This is a genomic window from Trinickia mobilis (assembly GCF_017315705.1).
Classification (GTDB): Bacteria; Pseudomonadota; Gammaproteobacteria; order Burkholderiales; family Burkholderiaceae; genus Trinickia_A; species Trinickia_A mobilis.
In genome coordinates this window covers 335,887-351,820 of record NZ_JAFLRF010000003.1, presented here as the reverse complement: position 1 = coordinate 351,820, position 15,934 = coordinate 335,887, and the positions used below count along the sequence as shown (strand labels likewise).

General features: G+C 58.1%; 13 protein-coding genes and 1 pseudogene. 2 read left to right on the top strand and 12 right to left on the bottom strand.

Annotation, left to right across the window (positions count from 1 at the left end; genetic code table 11):
- Positions 1-12 precede the first annotated feature (12 nt).
- From J3489_RS06575 to J3489_RS06540, 8 genes are all read right to left on the bottom strand, one after another.
- Entirely contained in the window at positions 13-813 is an 801-nt protein-coding gene (locus J3489_RS06575; RefSeq protein WP_206996898.1) for a crotonase/enoyl-CoA hydratase family protein, read from the bottom strand.
- 211 nt (positions 814-1,024) lie between these two features.
- A complete protein-coding gene (gene meaB / locus J3489_RS06570; RefSeq protein WP_206996897.1) occupies positions 1,025-1,969 on the bottom strand; it encodes a methylmalonyl Co-A mutase-associated GTPase MeaB in 945 nt (314 codons plus the stop codon).
- A gap of 23 nt (positions 1,970-1,992) precedes the next feature.
- Positions 1,993-2,514, bottom strand: a complete 522-nt coding sequence (locus J3489_RS06565) for a hydantoinase/oxoprolinase N-terminal domain-containing protein (RefSeq protein ID WP_206996896.1) — start codon at positions 2,512-2,514, stop codon at positions 1,993-1,995.
- 53 nt (positions 2,515-2,567) lie between these two features.
- Positions 2,568-3,992, bottom strand: a complete 1,425-nt coding sequence (locus J3489_RS06560; RefSeq protein ID WP_206996895.1) for an MmgE/PrpD family protein — start codon at positions 3,990-3,992, stop codon at positions 2,568-2,570.
- The gene (locus J3489_RS06555; protein WP_206996894.1) at positions 3,976-5,238 is read right to left on the bottom strand and encodes a CaiB/BaiF CoA transferase family protein; all 1,263 of its coding nucleotides are present in this window, start codon (positions 5,236-5,238) and stop codon (positions 3,976-3,978) included. Before J3489_RS06555 ends, J3489_RS06560 begins: the two co-directional genes overlap by 17 nt.
- A complete protein-coding gene (locus tag J3489_RS06550) occupies positions 5,235-5,663 on the bottom strand; it encodes a cobalamin B12-binding domain-containing protein (RefSeq protein WP_206996893.1) in 429 nt (142 codons plus the stop codon). Before J3489_RS06550 ends, J3489_RS06555 begins: the two co-directional genes overlap by 4 nt.
- 11 nt (positions 5,664-5,674) lie before the next feature.
- Positions 5,675-6,466, bottom strand: coding sequence for an enoyl-CoA hydratase/isomerase family protein (locus tag J3489_RS06545; protein ID WP_206996892.1), 792 nt, complete (start codon positions 6,464-6,466; stop codon positions 5,675-5,677).
- Positions 6,453-8,204 carry a methylmalonyl-CoA mutase family protein gene (locus tag J3489_RS06540; protein WP_206996891.1) on the bottom strand — a complete coding sequence of 584 codons (1,752 nt, stop codon included), beginning with the start codon at positions 8,202-8,204 and terminating at the stop codon, positions 6,453-6,455. The genes J3489_RS06545 and J3489_RS06540 overlap by 14 nt, the downstream gene beginning before the upstream one ends.
- Before the next feature lie 173 nt (positions 8,205-8,377).
- On the opposite strand from J3489_RS06540, the pseudogene J3489_RS06535 reads away from it, so the two are divergent.
- A pseudogene (locus J3489_RS06535) lies at positions 8,378-8,602 on the top strand (transposase); the annotation flags it as partial.
- Between the two features lie 25 nt (positions 8,603-8,627).
- Here the strand turns inward: J3489_RS06535 and J3489_RS06530 are convergent.
- Genes J3489_RS06530 through J3489_RS06520 form a run of 3 tightly spaced genes read right to left on the bottom strand, consistent with a single transcriptional unit; the run spans position 8,628 to position 13,175 of the window.
- A complete protein-coding gene (locus J3489_RS06530; RefSeq protein ID WP_206996890.1) occupies positions 8,628-10,793 on the bottom strand; it encodes a 3-hydroxyacyl-CoA dehydrogenase NAD-binding domain-containing protein in 2,166 nt (721 codons plus the stop codon).
- A gap of 6 nt (positions 10,794-10,799) precedes the next feature.
- The gene (locus J3489_RS06525; protein ID WP_206996889.1) at positions 10,800-12,008 is read right to left on the bottom strand and encodes an acetyl-CoA C-acetyltransferase; all 1,209 of its coding nucleotides are present in this window, start codon (positions 12,006-12,008) and stop codon (positions 10,800-10,802) included.
- 21 nt (positions 12,009-12,029) lie between these two features.
- Positions 12,030-13,175 (bottom strand): acyl-CoA dehydrogenase family protein, encoded by a 1,146-nt coding sequence (locus tag J3489_RS06520; RefSeq protein ID WP_242539811.1) that lies wholly within the window; start codon positions 13,173-13,175, stop codon positions 12,030-12,032.
- Between the two features lie 1,008 nt (positions 13,176-14,183).
- Between J3489_RS06520 and J3489_RS06515 the strand changes: the two genes are divergently transcribed.
- Positions 14,184-14,324 (top strand): hypothetical protein, encoded by a 141-nt coding sequence (locus tag J3489_RS06515; RefSeq protein WP_206996887.1) that lies wholly within the window; start codon positions 14,184-14,186, stop codon positions 14,322-14,324.
- A gap of 268 nt (positions 14,325-14,592) precedes the next feature.
- On the opposite strand, the gene J3489_RS06510 is transcribed toward J3489_RS06515, so the two are convergent.
- Positions 14,593-15,036, bottom strand: coding sequence for a Rieske (2Fe-2S) protein (locus J3489_RS06510; RefSeq protein ID WP_206996886.1), 444 nt, complete (start codon positions 15,034-15,036; stop codon positions 14,593-14,595).
- Positions 15,037-15,934 lie beyond the last annotated feature (898 nt).

Sequence of the window (15,934 nt, the reverse complement as noted above, 5' to 3'; positions counted from 1 at the left end):
GGTGATCCAGGTTTATTGACCGGTGAATATCGGCTCGCGCTTCTCGAGAAAGGCGCGCACCGCCTCGTCGTGGTCGCTGGTGTAGTGCGCCAGCGCCTGGTAGGCCGCCGCCATCTCCAGCGAGGCCGCCAGCGATATCGCCTGGCTCTCACGCAGCAGCCGCTTGGACAGCCGCACCGCGCGCCGCGGGTTCGCGGCGATGCGGCGGGCGAGGTCCATTGCCTGCGGCAACACCTCGCCATGCGGCACCACGCGGCCGATCAGGCCGTATTCGCGCGCCTGCTGCGCATCGATGGTGTCTCCGGTGAGCATCATCTCAATAGCCAGCGGCTGGCCAATAACGCGCGACAGCAGCCAGGCGCCTCCGTCGCCGGCAGCGATGCCCAGCTTGACGAAGCTGCTGGCGAACTTTGCGCGGTCGGAGGCGATGCGCATGTCGCACATGCAGGCGATGTCCAGGCCGGCGCCGATGGCCGGCCCGTTGATCGCGGCGATGGTCGGCACGTCCAGCTCGTACAGCGCCAGCGGAATGCGCTGAATACTGTTCCTGTAAGCCTCGCGGATGTCCGACGGCGAGCCGGCCGAGAAGCCCTTCTTGTCGCGCATGTTCTTGAGGTTGCCACCGGCGCAGAAGGCACTGCCGGCGCCCGTGAGCACCACGGCCCCCACCGTGAGGTCACGGCGAATGCGCTCGCAAGCGTCGACGAACTCCAGCATCTGGTGCTCCTCGGTCAGCGCATTGCGCTCCTCGGGACGGTTCATGGTGAGCGTGACAACGGCGTCGTCACGCGTCTCGAGCAGAAAGCCGGTCATGAAGTCTCCTGAATGCAAATGGTCCCCTGACTGGAATTCAGGACAAGCAACGCCACTATCGATGGCCAGCCCGTATCCACAGCCACGGCAACGTCGCCGAACTCGGCGTTGTCCAAAATGCCTTTGCCACTTCGTTGCCTACCCGCGGCGTTGGCGCGCTCGGTCACTTATCCGCTCGTGTTGAGATCGACCTCCTAGAGTTCTAGTAGCCTCATCCCGTACACAGGAATATCAATCGCTCGACAGATTCGCTTTGCGACATCCTTCCCGCCAAATAGTCGGAACAGATCTTCTCAACTTCAGATCCTGCCAACTTAAGAATCCTGTCCCGCGATACCTTCGCAGCCTTGGAAAGCAGCGTGCGCCTGGCTCGTTCTTGGACTCGAAGTTTTGGATGGCCAACTTCCCTTTGGGCAACTCGGGTGATCGCATCGTGAAACTCCGACAAACCTTGGTTAAGAATCGCCGTTGTGTTCACGAACTCGGCAACCTTTCCTCCCGTGATCCTCCGGGTTTCGAGCATCGTCCTTAGCTGCTGAGAAGTCAGCATCGCTTGGGGCATATCTGACTTATTGACGACCAATACATCTGCCACCTCCAATACGCCGGCCTTCAACGCTTGGACCTGGTCACCCGCACCCGGAGCACAAAGGACCACGCTGACATCTGCCAGGGCAGCGACATCCGAGTCGGACTGACCCGCGCCGACCGTCTCAACGATAATGACGTCCCAACCCGCCGCGTCGATCAGATCCACGATCTGATACGTTGAACACGTCATACCGCCGAGATCGCCTCTCGATCCCAATGACCGGATGAAAACACCTCGATCCTCAGCGTGTTTTGACATTCGAATCCGGTCGCCCAACAACGCGCCGCCCGTTAGTGGACTGGAGGGGTCAATTGCGACTACAGCCACCTTTCGTCCAAGATTGCGCAATACGCTCACGTATGAACCCACTAATGTGGATTTTCCGGAGCCTGGCGGGCCCGTCACACCAACGACCAGTGCATTTCCGCAATGAGGAAGAATCTCCTGATAAATATCGCTCCCGACATCCAACCCGTTCTCTACCCAGGAAATCGCCCGGGCGAGGATTTGAGAATCGCCCGCAATCAAACGGCGTGCGCTGGTCAAGACTTCGGGCGAAACCATAAGGGACTCAATACTCTCTAGCATCACTGCAATCCCGAAACTCGAACACGCCGGCGAACATCACGAAGCTCGCCACGATCAGCCCAGCGACAACGCCGGCTACCCGATCCAACCGGATTGCCGCGGGCATCGATCTCGAAGCGCAGTTCCGACGGCACCAAAGGGGTGAGGAGCGGCACCTTGAGATCGTAGATGTCGTAGCGAGTCTCCCGACCAATATCTATGAAGTCCCCAAATCCGCGAGTCGTGACCAGCCCGGTTACTGCGCCACGTCTTTCAATCAACGCATTGGTTGCCAACGTGGTGGCGCGGCAAAGCTCGATGCCTTCCCCCGTACGGTCCGGGACAGCTGTTCGCACTGCATTCTGGACTCCGACTGAGGAATCAGGTCGAGTCGTCAGCGCCTTGGCATAGCGCCAGGCGCCAGTCTCGAGATTTATCGCAGCCGCAGCCGTGATCGTCCGTCCGACGTCAATTCCACAGAGCCATCGAGACACAGGCGACACAGCCTCGTCCTGGAAATCGGCCTCTACCTTCTTCACCATACCGTGACCTTGTTACTCATTGTTCCTAGGTAAATCGCCGTCGATCATTTGATTCAGTTGTTCTTAAGAATCAATCGATTGACGTGATTCAAGAATGCTTGCGTGCCCGTCTTGCCGATCAACCAGTCGTTCATTTGGCCCCACAGCGGGTCGACATTGTCCCGGCCGATTACCGGAGAAACGGCGGACCTGAACTTCCGCTCGAGTTCACTATCGGAGACCGGAAATTCTGGGATTGATCCGCTCGGCGCATCGACATGCAACAAATACTCGGCTTCGTCCGTGAAAACGCGCACCGTGGCGGCATAGCAATCATCCCGCCCCTCGACGATCGTCTGTTCGGCGGGCGGCAGCTCTTTCACGACGACGCGCTCCAGCAAACTCTGCACGCGCTGATCATCGAAGGCTTCTTTAAGAAAGTGGTCGGGTCGTACTTCTCCGTCCACAAGCGCAACGGCGGCCGTGTACTGAAGACTGAATTTTCCCTCCAGGCCAGTTTTGGGCCGAGGCCGGTTCACGTGCGGTAATCGACGCGGGTGCACGCCAATTTCGATCTCGCGGGTCCGCTTCCAATCGATATCGAATTGACTCCGCAGACTCAGGATTGCATCGATAGACGCATGAGTGCTTCCACAGCAAGGGTAGAGCTTGAAAATCAGCCCCGGTGAGAGCAAAGCCCAATCCATGCCGATGCGCTGTAGCGGGCTCCAGTCGACGATTGGCGTCCCATCGAAAACCGAGGGAAAGGAGTGGGCGCCTTGAAATATTCCCTCATTCGCCGAAACGCCGGCGGCCGCCAGTTTGGCCGCCATGATTCCCTTGCTGGCGGCCAATCCGACCTGGACAGATTTCATTGCCGTCCCAAAATTCCCTTTAATTCCGGACGCCAAGGAAGCGGCGATCGCAAGCGCTCGCGTGGTCATTTCGAAGTTAAGTTTCAATAGCCTGGCTGCAGCAATCGTCGCCCCAAAAATTCCAAGCGTGGCCGTCGGGTGCCAACCTCGCTCGTAGTGAGTCCAGTTCAGACACCGACCCAATGCGGCGGCTGCCTCGACTGCGGCGATATAGCCCTCGAAGATCTCCCGCGTGCTGACACTCCCCGACTCTGACAGCGCGATCAGTACGGGGAGTACTACCGCTGTAGGGTGTCCTCCGAAAGGTTCAAGACAATCATCCCAGTCGAGAATGTGCGCGGTAGCGCCATTGATGAAAGCGGCACACTCAGCCCCGAAATGCCCGCTCAATCCTAGCGCCGTAGATTCACCAGGCTGCCATGTACTCCTGGCATAGTTACGAATGGGTATCGCCTCCTCACTAACCGTGCCTGAAATAAGCATTCCAAAGAAATCAATGATCGCGCGGGCGGTTGCGTGCATGACGGACTTCCGCTCCGGTCGGAGATCGATGGCAGCGAACCTGGCAAGTGCCTCCAAGGGATTCTGACTCGAGCCTTGACGTGCGTTACCACTGCTTGGCATGGGTCGCCTCCTTTTGCTTCAAGATCACCTCGATCGCTTCGGAAGACAAGCCGAATTCTCGAAGGACGGTATCGGTATCCTCACCGATCAAGGGCGCCGGCGTGTGTTCCATTTCAAACTCAGGAAACCTCGTGGGTGTCGCGACAAACCGGTGAATCGCCCCCGATCGATGTTGAATGGGGATGATCATCCCCCGGTGCACGACTTGCGGATCGCTCAGCGCCTCGTCCAGTCGATTGACGCGACTGTGCCCCACGTCCGCCTTGGTGAGCCGGTCGCACCACTCAGCGCTCGCAAAGCGCAGGAAGTCTTCTTCCAGAATCGATTCCAAGTCTTGCCGATGGGCTTGACGGCTGTGAGGTGTAGCGAAGCGGCTATCCATGATCCGCGGATCATTAATCGCCTTTGACAGACGCTCCCAATACTTCTGGTCTGACACGGCGATGACGACATAACGGCCATCGGCGCATTGGAAAGCCCTGTACGTCGGGGCGTGCCCACCAGATCCTTGAGGGCCCGGTATATAACCGTCAAGGAAATGGTATGCAGCCATATAAGGAAGCATCGCGACCTGGCCATCCAGGAGCGAGACATCCAAATCCATTCCTTTGGAGAGTCCCTTTTCACGCGACCGGACTGCAGAAATGATGGAAATCGCCGCCCACATTCCGCCTGCCAGATCTCCCAGCGGTATTCCTGCCCTGACGGGCCCACGTCCGATCTCGCCGGTTATACTCATGCCCCCGGACAGAGCCTGAACGACGAGGTCCACGCCGGGTCGGCTCGCATAGGGTCCATCCTTTCCGAACGAACTCAACGAGGCACAGATAATCGACGGATTGACCTTGCGCAAATTCTCATAGTCGAGCCGCAGTCGCCGCATAACTCCGGCACGAAAGTTGTTGAAGACAACGTCCGCCTTCGCCACCAACGATTCGAACGCGGCGCGACCTTCTTTTGACTTGAGATCGATAACGACGCTCTGTTTGTTCCGATTCAACGCCATGTAATGGGCATCTTCATCCCCAAACTTATGACGCGCGAATCCTGATGGGTCGTACCCGCCGTGGGCGCTGGGCGGCTCCACCTTGATGACGCGCGCTCCCAGATCCGACAGGATCAGAGTGCAATAGGGGCCCGCCAAATGCCAACTCAAATCAACGACAGTGATCCCATGGAGCGGCCCACGGATCTTCTTTGAGTCGCCCGAGGTGGCATTTTTCGCTTCGTCGGAATACTTGTTCATTGCTGTCGAATCCTCTTGTTCACAACCAATGCTCGCAATTGCTCCGCGATATCCTGTACCAGGGTCCCGGGAGGAAAAACAATGTCAACGCCCTCATCAATGAGAGCGACTCGATCCTCAGGAGGAATCAGGCCTCCGAGAACAACGCCACACGAGATGTTGGATTCGCGAAGCAAGCGCAACGTGGTTCCGACAAATTTCCTATGACTTCCGGACAACGAGCTGATTCCGACAACGTCCACATCCTCATCGGAAGCAGCACGCACGATCTCTTCGGGCGAGCGTCGCAATCCCAGGTAGATCACCTCGAATCCCATGTCTCGCAATCCGAGCACCACAACATGGATGCCTCGTTCATGAGCATCGAGCCCCCCCTTCGCGAATAGGACACGAATGGGTCTTGATGCAATATCAGTTTCAGGCATAGCAACTCCGCCTAGCGCTTTCCGCGATTGATGAAAGTATTGATGGCTTGGTGTCGCTCTTTCCCATCGAGCGCCTTCGCCCGAAGTGCCTGAAGCGGCATCCAAAACTCGTCTGATCGATCGGCCTGTGCGAGAAGAGTCTGGATGATGCGCTTATGCGAACGAACCGCGTACCTCGACTGACCGGTCATGTCCGCCCAGTCCGCGACGGCTTGCTCAAGTCCACCTTCATCAACCACAAGTGATATCAACCCGGCAGCCATTGCCTCGTTTGCATCAAACCGTTTTCCGAGAATAAAAAGCCGGCGTGCAGTAGCCGCACCCGTTGCACCAATGATGCGGCTAACGCCCTTGGGGTCGTAGACGGTTCCAAGACGATTTGCCGGGATCGCGAAGCTCGCGCGTGCAGTCGCGATTCTGAAATCGAACGCGAGTGCCAAGTCGAGCCCCGCACCGAAACAATAGCCATCGATCAGGGCAATGGTCGGCGCCGGGCAGCTACGTATGGCATTCACCGCATCGCCCACGTAGTCTCTCTTGGGATCAACACCGCCAGACGCCATTACCTTGATATCAAAGCCAGCGGAAAACGCTTGCTGCCCGGCGCCCTCAAGCGTCACCAAGTCGATATCCTCGTTCGCTTCCGTGGCAGAAACGATGCGTGAAATCCCGTCCAGGAGAGCTGGAGTCAGCGCATTCCTCGCATTGGGTCGATTCAAAATCAAGCGCAGACGGCGGCTTCGCAAATCCGAGATCAACTCGGATGCCGGACTCGTAGCCACGTCGAATTCAGTAGGCGCCACTTGCTGCCTCCCCAAAAACGTCGCGTAGCACGTCACAGATTTCGCCAATAGTCGCGTACGCTAGCGCGCAGTCAATCAAATGCGGAAGCAGATTGGTTTGCTCGTCTCGCGCGGCCCCGGCCAATGCCGTCAGGGACGAGGCTACGGCCTTGTGGTCCCTATGCTGACGGAGCTCCCGGAGGTCCTTCAGCTGCCTTTCCTCCGCCGTGTCTATGGTCGATGCTCGATACTCCGGCGTTCTGCTCACGTTGGTGTCGATTTCTTCCGGCCCGTTGAACCGGTTCACGCCCACCCAAATGTTTTCACCCGATTCGATAAGACGTTGAGCTTCCCACGCCGACGCAGAGACCTGCGTCCGATAGTAGCCCGTTTCAATGGCAGCAATTGCACCACCAAGGCGCTCGACGTTTTCGAGTTCAGTGACGGTTTCTTCTTCGATCTTGTTTGTGAGGGATTCGATGACGTAAGAACCGGCAAAGGGATCAAGGCACTCGCTCAACTGCGCTTCATGCTGAACTATCCGGGCAATATCACGAGAGACCTGTTGGGCCTCGAGGCTATGCCCAAGCCCCAGAGGCTCGTCGAACGGGACTCCCCCTGCAATCTCGCCGCTCGCAGTAGCCTGAATAATCGCCTCGATCGTCGCGCGTGCGATGTTGTTGACAGGGCGCACATCAGTCATGCGCATGTACGAGTTTCCCCAGGCGTGCTCCCCCCCCCTTAGGATGCAACTGCGATCCTCCCGGGCGTGAAACTCCTCTCGCATGATCCTCGCCCAGATCCGCCTCGCCGCGCGCGGAGCGGCTATGCCGTACAGGAAATTCAACGTGGAGTCACCGAAGCCACGATATGTAAACCGCTTCACGAAACTATCGACAGGCAAACCTGCTCGGATTCCCGTACGCACGTACTCCTTCGCGTTAGCAAACGCAAACGCGAAAGACTGAACTGTAGTTGCTCCGGCATAGCGAATATGCTCGGCGCAGATGCTGATAGGATTTGAGCGAGGCATGCGCTCGTGCATGAAGACGATGACATCGCGGATGAGCCGCATCGACGGCCTGGGCGGAAAAATGTATTGCCCGCGCCCACAATACTCTTTCAGGATGTCGTTCTGCGGTGTGCAACGAAGCTTATCGAGCGCGATGCCGCGCTTGATCGCCAGAGCACAATAAAACGCGACGTAAACGATTGCCGGCGCGTTTATCGTCCAATTGGTTGAAATTCTGTCGATCTCAAACTCGTCCCTAAACGCCTCGAACAGCACTTCGAAGTCACGCAAGCTGTCTATCGCCACACCAACCCGGCCGACTTCCCCAATGGCTCGGGGATTGTCTGAATCCCAACCGAGTTGGCTTGGAAGATCTGAAGCTATATTGGCACCACCGATGGCAAAGCCTTTGGCACGCATGTCACGGTAATAGTCTCTGCAGTCGCCAGAAGTGCCGTATCCGGAATAGCGCCCGGCACGGTGGGTACGGGTCTCCTTGCCACCGCTGAGAGCCCGAGTCGGGTAGAGCCAGCTCGTAAACGGATACTCGCCCGGCAATCCGACATCTTGCAGGAAATCATGCCCCTCCAATAGCAGCGGCGTGCCCGGCTCGCCAACTTCCTCGCTCCCATCAAGTCCCAGCGACGTCATACCCTTCGGCAGCGTTCCTTCGCGCCATTGGCGCAGGCGATCCTTGATCTCGTCCCTCCTTGGAGAAGATGGCGTGATGGGGTCAGTCTTGGGCATTGCGTACTCTCCAATACTTGGGGCTTTGGGAAGGTGAAAATACAGATGAAGCCTCACTCGTTCCATGTTAGCCACAGAGCGCCCCCTGTGCCCCTGTATGCAAGATTAGGCACAAGTCTCGGGGGATCGATGTAACCGATGTGTCGGTAATCGTGGCATCGTTCTCACGCAGTTTTACGGCAGTCAACATGCTGCTCGGAAACCTGAAGACCGCCATGTCCGGCACCTACCACGCGATCAAGTTCGCAAAGTACGCCGCGCGCTATTTGGCAGAAGTGCAATACCGCTTCAACCGGAGGTACGACCTGAGATCGATCCTCGGACGGCTCGCCAGAGCCGCCGTGGCCACCGACCCGATCCGGGATTCGGTTATCCGGGTTGCTGAGGTTCATCGCTAATCAGGAGGACCGAAGCTTCGGCGGATTAATTTGCGTAGAACCGTTCGCGCTTTGCCGCCATGCCACGCAACAGATTATTCGGGGCGAAGCGGTCTCCATACTTGCTTGCCAGATCGTCACAGATATCCACAAACTCTTGGACGCCTTGCATGTCAATGTACGAAATCGGCCCGCCGGTCCAAATTGCGAAATTCCAGCCAAGAACGGCACCTACGTCCGCGTCGCGTGGATCATCGATGACCCGCTCTTCGTAGCAGCGAGCAGCCTCTAGCGACTGGATCACAAGCAACCGATTCTTTACTTCTTCGAACGATGGCTGCACTGTCGCCTGCGGAAAGTGCGTTTTCAACTCCGGCCATAGCACCTTGGTCCCCTCGCTCGGGTAGTCATAAAAGCCAGCGCCACCCTTCCTTCCCACGCGCTTGAAGGTTTCGACCATGGTCTCGATCACATCCTCGCCAACGACGGGCACGTACTTCGCGCCCAGGTCGGACTTGGTCTGATTGTTAATTTTGTACAGAAGATCGATGGCAACCTCGTCGCACAATGCCAGAGGCGAAACCGGCATCCCGATCGCCCGGCCAGCGTTCTCTATCAGCGACGGGTTGACGCCTTCGGACAGCATGCCCATACCCTCATTTACATAGGTCGCAAATACGCGGCTGGTGTAGAACCCACGGCTGTCGTTTACGACGATGGGCGTCTTACGCAACTGCCTTACGAAATCCATGCCGAGAGCCAAGGTTCGACTGACGGTGCCTTTGCCCTTGATGATCTCGACCAACGGCATCTTCTCAACCGGGGAGAAAAAGTGCAGGCCAATGAAATCGTCGGTGCGCCCGGACAATTCAGCAAGTCCGCTGATGGGCAGCGTGGAAGTATTCGACGCCAGGACGGCGTCCGATCGCATGACACGACGTGCGCGACTGAAGACATCACGCTTGATATCGCGATTTTCGAACACCGCCTCGATGACAAGATCGGCATCGGCGAGCAGCCCATAGTCGTCGGATGCATGCATCCGGCCCAGAATGTTTTGCGATTCCTGTGGCGTCATCGACCCGGCCGCGATTGCTCGGGCATGCTGCCGCTCCGTCTTGGCCTTGCCCTGGGCGGCCGCGGCGGCATCGACGTCGAGGAGGACAACCTCCAGTCCGGCCCGCGCGGCCACATGAGCGATGCCCGCACCCATCATGCCCCCGGCGCCGAGGACGCCAATCTTCCGTACAAGAGTGGGCGGGGCTGGAGGACGACGCGTAAGCTTGTTGGCGTCGCGGCGGCTCACGAACTGAGTTCGAATCATGCTGAGTGAAACCGGGTCGAGCATGACCTTCGTGAGATACTGGCACTCGATTTTTAAGGCGACGTCCAGCGGCACCAAAAGCCCGTCGTATACCGCTTTCAGGATTGCATCAGACGCTGGATAGTTGCCGAGTGTGCGCTTTCGTTGCTGCGCGATCGCAACCGAGAAGTGAACCGCTCCCAATGCGCTTGTCGGATCGTCTCCAGGTGGCCGATAGCCCGGCAAGTCCCACGGTTTGCGGGCGTCCGCCTCAGTCGCCTGGCGCGCCCACTCCAATGCGACTGACATCAGACTCTCACGCGGGACCACCTCGTCCACCAACCCCTGAGCCAAGGCGGCGCGGGGGCTGAGTACTCGTCCATCAAGCAGCAGCGACAAAGCGGGCAACGGGCCGATCATGCGCGGTAGTCTCTGCGTACCGCCGGCTCCCGGGAACAATCCAACCTTGGACTCCGGCAATCCGATCTGGATTGATTCGTCGTTGGCCACGATCCGCCGATGGCACGCCAGACAGAGCTCGAATCCGCCCCCTAATGCCGTCCCGTTAATCGCGGCAACAAAGGGCTTGCCACATTTCTCCAAGCGCCGGAACACGAGCGAGGTGTCGTACAACGTCTTGAATATGAGTTGCGAGCCTAGTTCCGGGTCGGCACGTGCGGCCTCGCTCTGCAGGGAAAGGAACCAGTCGAGATCAGCCCCGGCAATGAAGCTGGGCTTGTCACTGGTAACGATGGCGGCGCGGATCGCGGGATCGGCGCTCACGCGGTCCACCGCGGCCTCGAAGTCGCGCAACGCTTGCGGATAAAGCACGTTCATGGAACGATCCGAGTCGTCCCAGGCAATCACCGCGATCCCGCCTTCAAGAATCTCGAAGCGAATATTGCTCATATCGACTCACATCCTTTCAATTACCGTGGCCGTTCCCAACCCTGCCCCGGCGCACAAAGTCACCACGGCCGTGGAGAGGTTTCGACGTTCGAGTTCGTCCAAGACAGTCCCAAGGATGATGGCGCCGCTGGCGCCGAGCGGATGCCCCATGGCAATGGCGCCGCCATTGACATTCAGCCGTTCTTGGTCAATTTCGAGTAGCTGTGCGTACAGCAGCACGACGGACGCGAACGCTTCATTGATCTCGAACAAGTCAACGTTCTTTGGTTCCATGCCGGCACGCGCCAATGCCTTACGCGTCGCCGCCTCTGGGGCAGTCAACATGATGCAGGGCTCGGAGCCGACAGCCGCGAATGAGCGTATGCGAGCTCGCGGACGCACTCCAATTGCTTTACCGGCCTCCGCTGTACCCAGCAGTACGCCCCCGGCGCCATCACAAATGCCCGAGGAGTTGCCTGCGTGATGAAGGTGGATGATGCGATCTACCTCCGGGTATCGCTGGAGCGCGACCGCATCGAAACCCATTTCGGTACCAACTCGTTCGAACGCGGGCTTAAGCGTGGCCAGGGACTGCACCGTTGTTGTCGGCCTGATGTGCTCATCGCGTTCCAACAACACCGAACCCAAAATATCACGCACCGGCACCACCGACTTCTCGAACCTGCCTTCGTCCCAGGCGCGGGCCGCGCGCTGGTGGCTGCGCGCGGCGAAGCCATCCAGCATCTCACGAGAGAATCCCCATTTAGTCGCGATCAGATCCGCGCCGATGCCCTGAGGTGTGAAATACGACTGGATTGCAACAGAAGGGTCGGACGACCAAGCCCCCGCGGAAGCACCCATGCCAACCCGCGACATGGACTCCACACCACCTGCCACCATCAAATCCGTCTGCCCGGCCATTATTTGGGCGGCCGCCATGTTGATCGCATCCAGTGCCGACGCGCAGAAGCGATTCACGTGGATACCACCAACACTTTGAGCATATCCCGCGCACAACACCCCAAGCCTGGCAATGTTGGTCGCCTGCTCGCCAACGGGCTCTACGCAACCCATGATGACGTCGTCCACGAGGTGCGTCGGTAGGTCGACCCGCTCCTGCAACGCCTGAAGGACCGCGCTGACAAGCCGGACAGGGGCGACCTCATGTAAGGCGCCGTCCGCGCGCCCACGCCCCCGCGGCGTCCTGACATGGTCGAAAATGAAACAATCACTCATATCAACTCCAGTACTTGAAACTCAGAGACCGCGGCCAATCAACTCTTTCATAATCTCACTCGTTCCACCGAAGATTCGCTGCACACGGGCATCGGCCCACATTTGCGAAATTGGGTACTCAGAGAGGTAACCGTAACCGCCGAACAGCTGCAGACAGCGATCCACAAGATGGAAGTGCTGTTCCGTTGCCCATAGCTTTGCCATCGCCGCCAGCGACGGATCCAATTGGCCATCGACCAGCTGCGCCACACACTTTTCAACGAACGCTTTTCCGACCTGAGTCGCAGTGGCGCACTCCGCCAGGACAAAGCGCGTGTTCTGAAAATCGAATATCCGCTCGTTAAATGCCGTTCGCCCCTTCACGTAGCTTATCGTCTCGTCAAGCGCCGCGACCATCGATGCGACTGCTTGAACCGCGATGACGAGGCGTTCCTGAGGCAGGCTGTCCATCAACTGTGCGAATCCCTGGTCAGGAACTTCGCCAAGCAGGTTTTCCTCGGGCACCCGCACATCATCAAAAAATAATTCAGCCGTGTCTTGGGCGTGCAATCCAGCCTTCTCAAGGGTGCGCCCGCGCCGAAAACCTTCGACCTTGCCCGGTTCAACCACCAGAAGCGAGATCCCCTTACCCTTCCTCGCGGGATCCGTCTTTGCTGCGACCAGGATTAGATCGGCCGATTGCCCGTTGCTGATTAGCGACTTTTGGCCCTGAATGACGTAGCAGCAACCGTCGCGCCGAGCAGTGGTCCGAATGGCTTGGAGATCCGAACCGGTGCCAGGCTCCGTCATGGCAATTCCAAGGATGCATTCACCACTCGAAAACGTGGGCAGCCAGCGCTCCCTTTGTGCTGGCGACGCGAATCGCACGAAGTAGGGAGCGACGATCGCGTTGTGGAGGGGAATATAGAAATCGAGGAACCCGATACGCGCAAACTCCTCCATGATCACCGTCTCATGGCGGAAGGAGCCTCCACCGCCACCGAACTCCATTGGAATACTGACTCCGAGAAGTCCAGCCTGACCGGCTTTAATCCAAGCTTGGCGGTCCACGCAGCGCTGCTGCCGCCATCTTTGCCGGTTCGGCGCAACTTCAGTCGTTATGAATTTTTTCACGGTCGACCTGAATGCCTCAAGTTCCTCTGAAATGCCGGGGTCGAGCGTATTCATTTGAAATCCTGCCATTCGGCTGTTCTCAGTACACGAAGCACTCAGTCGACGGCGGCGAAGCACGACCGCCACTTACCCGGCCGCGCTCGGCATCGACGATCCGTCCACCGAACGAGACAGTCGCGCCAACGGGTTTGACCATGCCTCGGACGAAGGGCGACCCTGCGCCCATTCCGAAACCATCCCACCCAAACACGCCGAACGCTTGCCCGCGCGCATCGCCGGCGAAAGGTTCTCGATATCTCTCGTTTGCACGCGAGCCCCTTGTTTGAGCACCACGGGAAGACGATTCACAACGGCTCCGGGCACCACGGCGACCGGCGGCAGGGAACCCAAAACTCGACCCACCAAATATTCCTGCCATCAAAGCCTCTCTATGACTAAGCGCTTGCTTTCCAGCAGTATGGTACGTTCGGAACATGGTGTCAAATTCTCAGCGAGGTTCAGCACTCCGAATTTACCCTAGTCCTCGTCCGGTTTCCCGCCTGTCAGCCTGCAGATCACGCCGCCACGGTGGCCGCACGGAGCCCTCATGCCAAGGTCATCTGCGTTGTGCTGGCCAGCATCGCGCGCAGGCAGCCCGATGAAAGGCCAACACGGCTCATGCGAGCAAGAACAAGTCACCTTGAACGTCGCCGGGCGTGCACGGCGCGCCTGGGTTTGTCGCCGCCGTTGCCGTAAGCGACAGCAACTGACAGCGAGCCGATAACCCTCTACGATCCAAAGCAATCGCTTAGAAACCCGTCCACCTTTGGAGAAACGGCATGGGAGTTCACGCCGGCAGATCGATCAAGAATGGGCGCCTATCCCGGCCCGAACCGCACCCCTTGCGGCTGCTTGAACACAAAGCCCTCATGCTTGGGATGGTCACCACTGTCGCGCGAACCATGCTCACGATGTCGACGCGTTAGCCAAAACTGCAACTGATTAGGCACCAAGCTCGACCATGCTCACCTGGTGAGCATGTGGGCTGAGAAGCTGTCGGCATTGCTTTGCGGAGCCCGTGTCATGCCGACCAACCGAGTCCAGTTCCAGCGCGTGGCCATCCCCTACCACCCCGATTGGATTGATGGCGAGCCGACGCCCGAAAGTGTTCATAGGGTGCCGGGCGCCACCATCGACGGCATGTTGGCCTTTCTGCCGGAATAAATGCGATACGCTTGCATCCAAGATTCCCCTGTTTTTTTGAGCCGTTTTGCATGACGGGCGACCAGCTGGGAAATTTCCTTGCAGGCATGGAATCTCATGATGGGCAATGAAACCGTTCCGGGATCTGTACCAGGCCTCCCATGCTAGCCGCAGATAGATCGCCTCTGCGTCCGTTTACAGGATTAGGCACAACTCTCGGGGCATTGATGCAACCGAAGTGTCGGTATCCGTGGGTACTTGATAGGCTTTAGCCGTCGTTTGCGACGGATCATCGACGGCATCGCCCCCTGGAAGCGGATATCGCCGCCTCGACGCGATCGCCGACCAACCTGGTCTTGACCCGGGTGAGCGGGGCGAGGCCACCACCGGACATGCATGCAAGCCCGCTGTCCAGACATCGGCCGGTGCGCACGTCGAACTTGGCACCATGAAAGGGACAGATGATCGCACCTTCACTGATCCGCGCTGCGTTCATCGGAGCCCAGGCATGGGTGCAGAGATTGCGAAAAGCGTGGATCTCCTCTCCGTCGCGGACGATCAGTAGGGGCCACCCGTTTACTTCCTTACGAAGCGGGTTCGCGCTCGTAAATTCGCCGATTTCAGCGACATGGTAGAAGCATGATTCAGTCATAGCGCCGTGTGTGGGTACCATTTGAATAGGCCCTGACCGGACCACCCTTGCCTGCTCGTTTGTTGATTTACCGTCGGTCATGTTTCAACCTTAGAGGGTCCCGATTCAATAATTTGCGCGCATAGTTGGCCTTTCTCGACTAGGCGGGAATATGCGCCATGTGCCGTCTTGGTGACGAAAGAAGAACATTGCAACCCGCCCCGTCGCGTTGAATGTCTCGACGCATACATAGCATTCCCCTGTGGAGTGCCTGTTTTTAAACTGAGTGACGCGACACCGATTCGGGGGCTCCGGGGCGAGCCAGTGTTCAACCATTAAACGCAGCGACTTTCCAGCACGAGCCATCGACTTCTCCTTCATTGCGCTTGATGCCGCATTAGATGCGCCGCATGTTGCGTCACCAAAGACCCAGTACCGTGGGTGAATCTGTGAGGGTCTTTACGAACAGGCAACCAACAAGCGTTAAATTGTGACTTCTACCTCGCGCTCACTTTCCCTGAAAGCGCGGCGGCTTACTTGCCTGCAACACATACCGTTACTCACTTGCGGAACAGGCGGAGCTCGTATCGTCGCGATACCGCGATAGTCGTCGAAGACGAGTTCTATATCCGGCATATCGATTCCTGAGCAAGAAGGGGGGCCGTCGAAAGATGCAGTCGTAGGGGCCGTAGCTTTAAACGTACGAGGGACGGAACAACGCATCGGCGCCGCTATCTACGCACACGATCTGGCCAGTCATATAGCGCGCAATAAGTCTCGGTGTCTTCAGGCTCGCTATGAATGTTAAGGATACCTATACATCATGTATGGACCTGCCGTACCTCAAGGTACGCGGATTAAGCTTAAAGTCGGTTACGCCGCGGCTCAGAGCCGCCATTGAGGGGCAGGCCCGTACATTGCGTTACTAAGCGCTTGCTTTTACGCAGTATTGTACTTTCGGAACATCGTGTCAAATTCTCAGCGAGGTTCAGGATTCCGT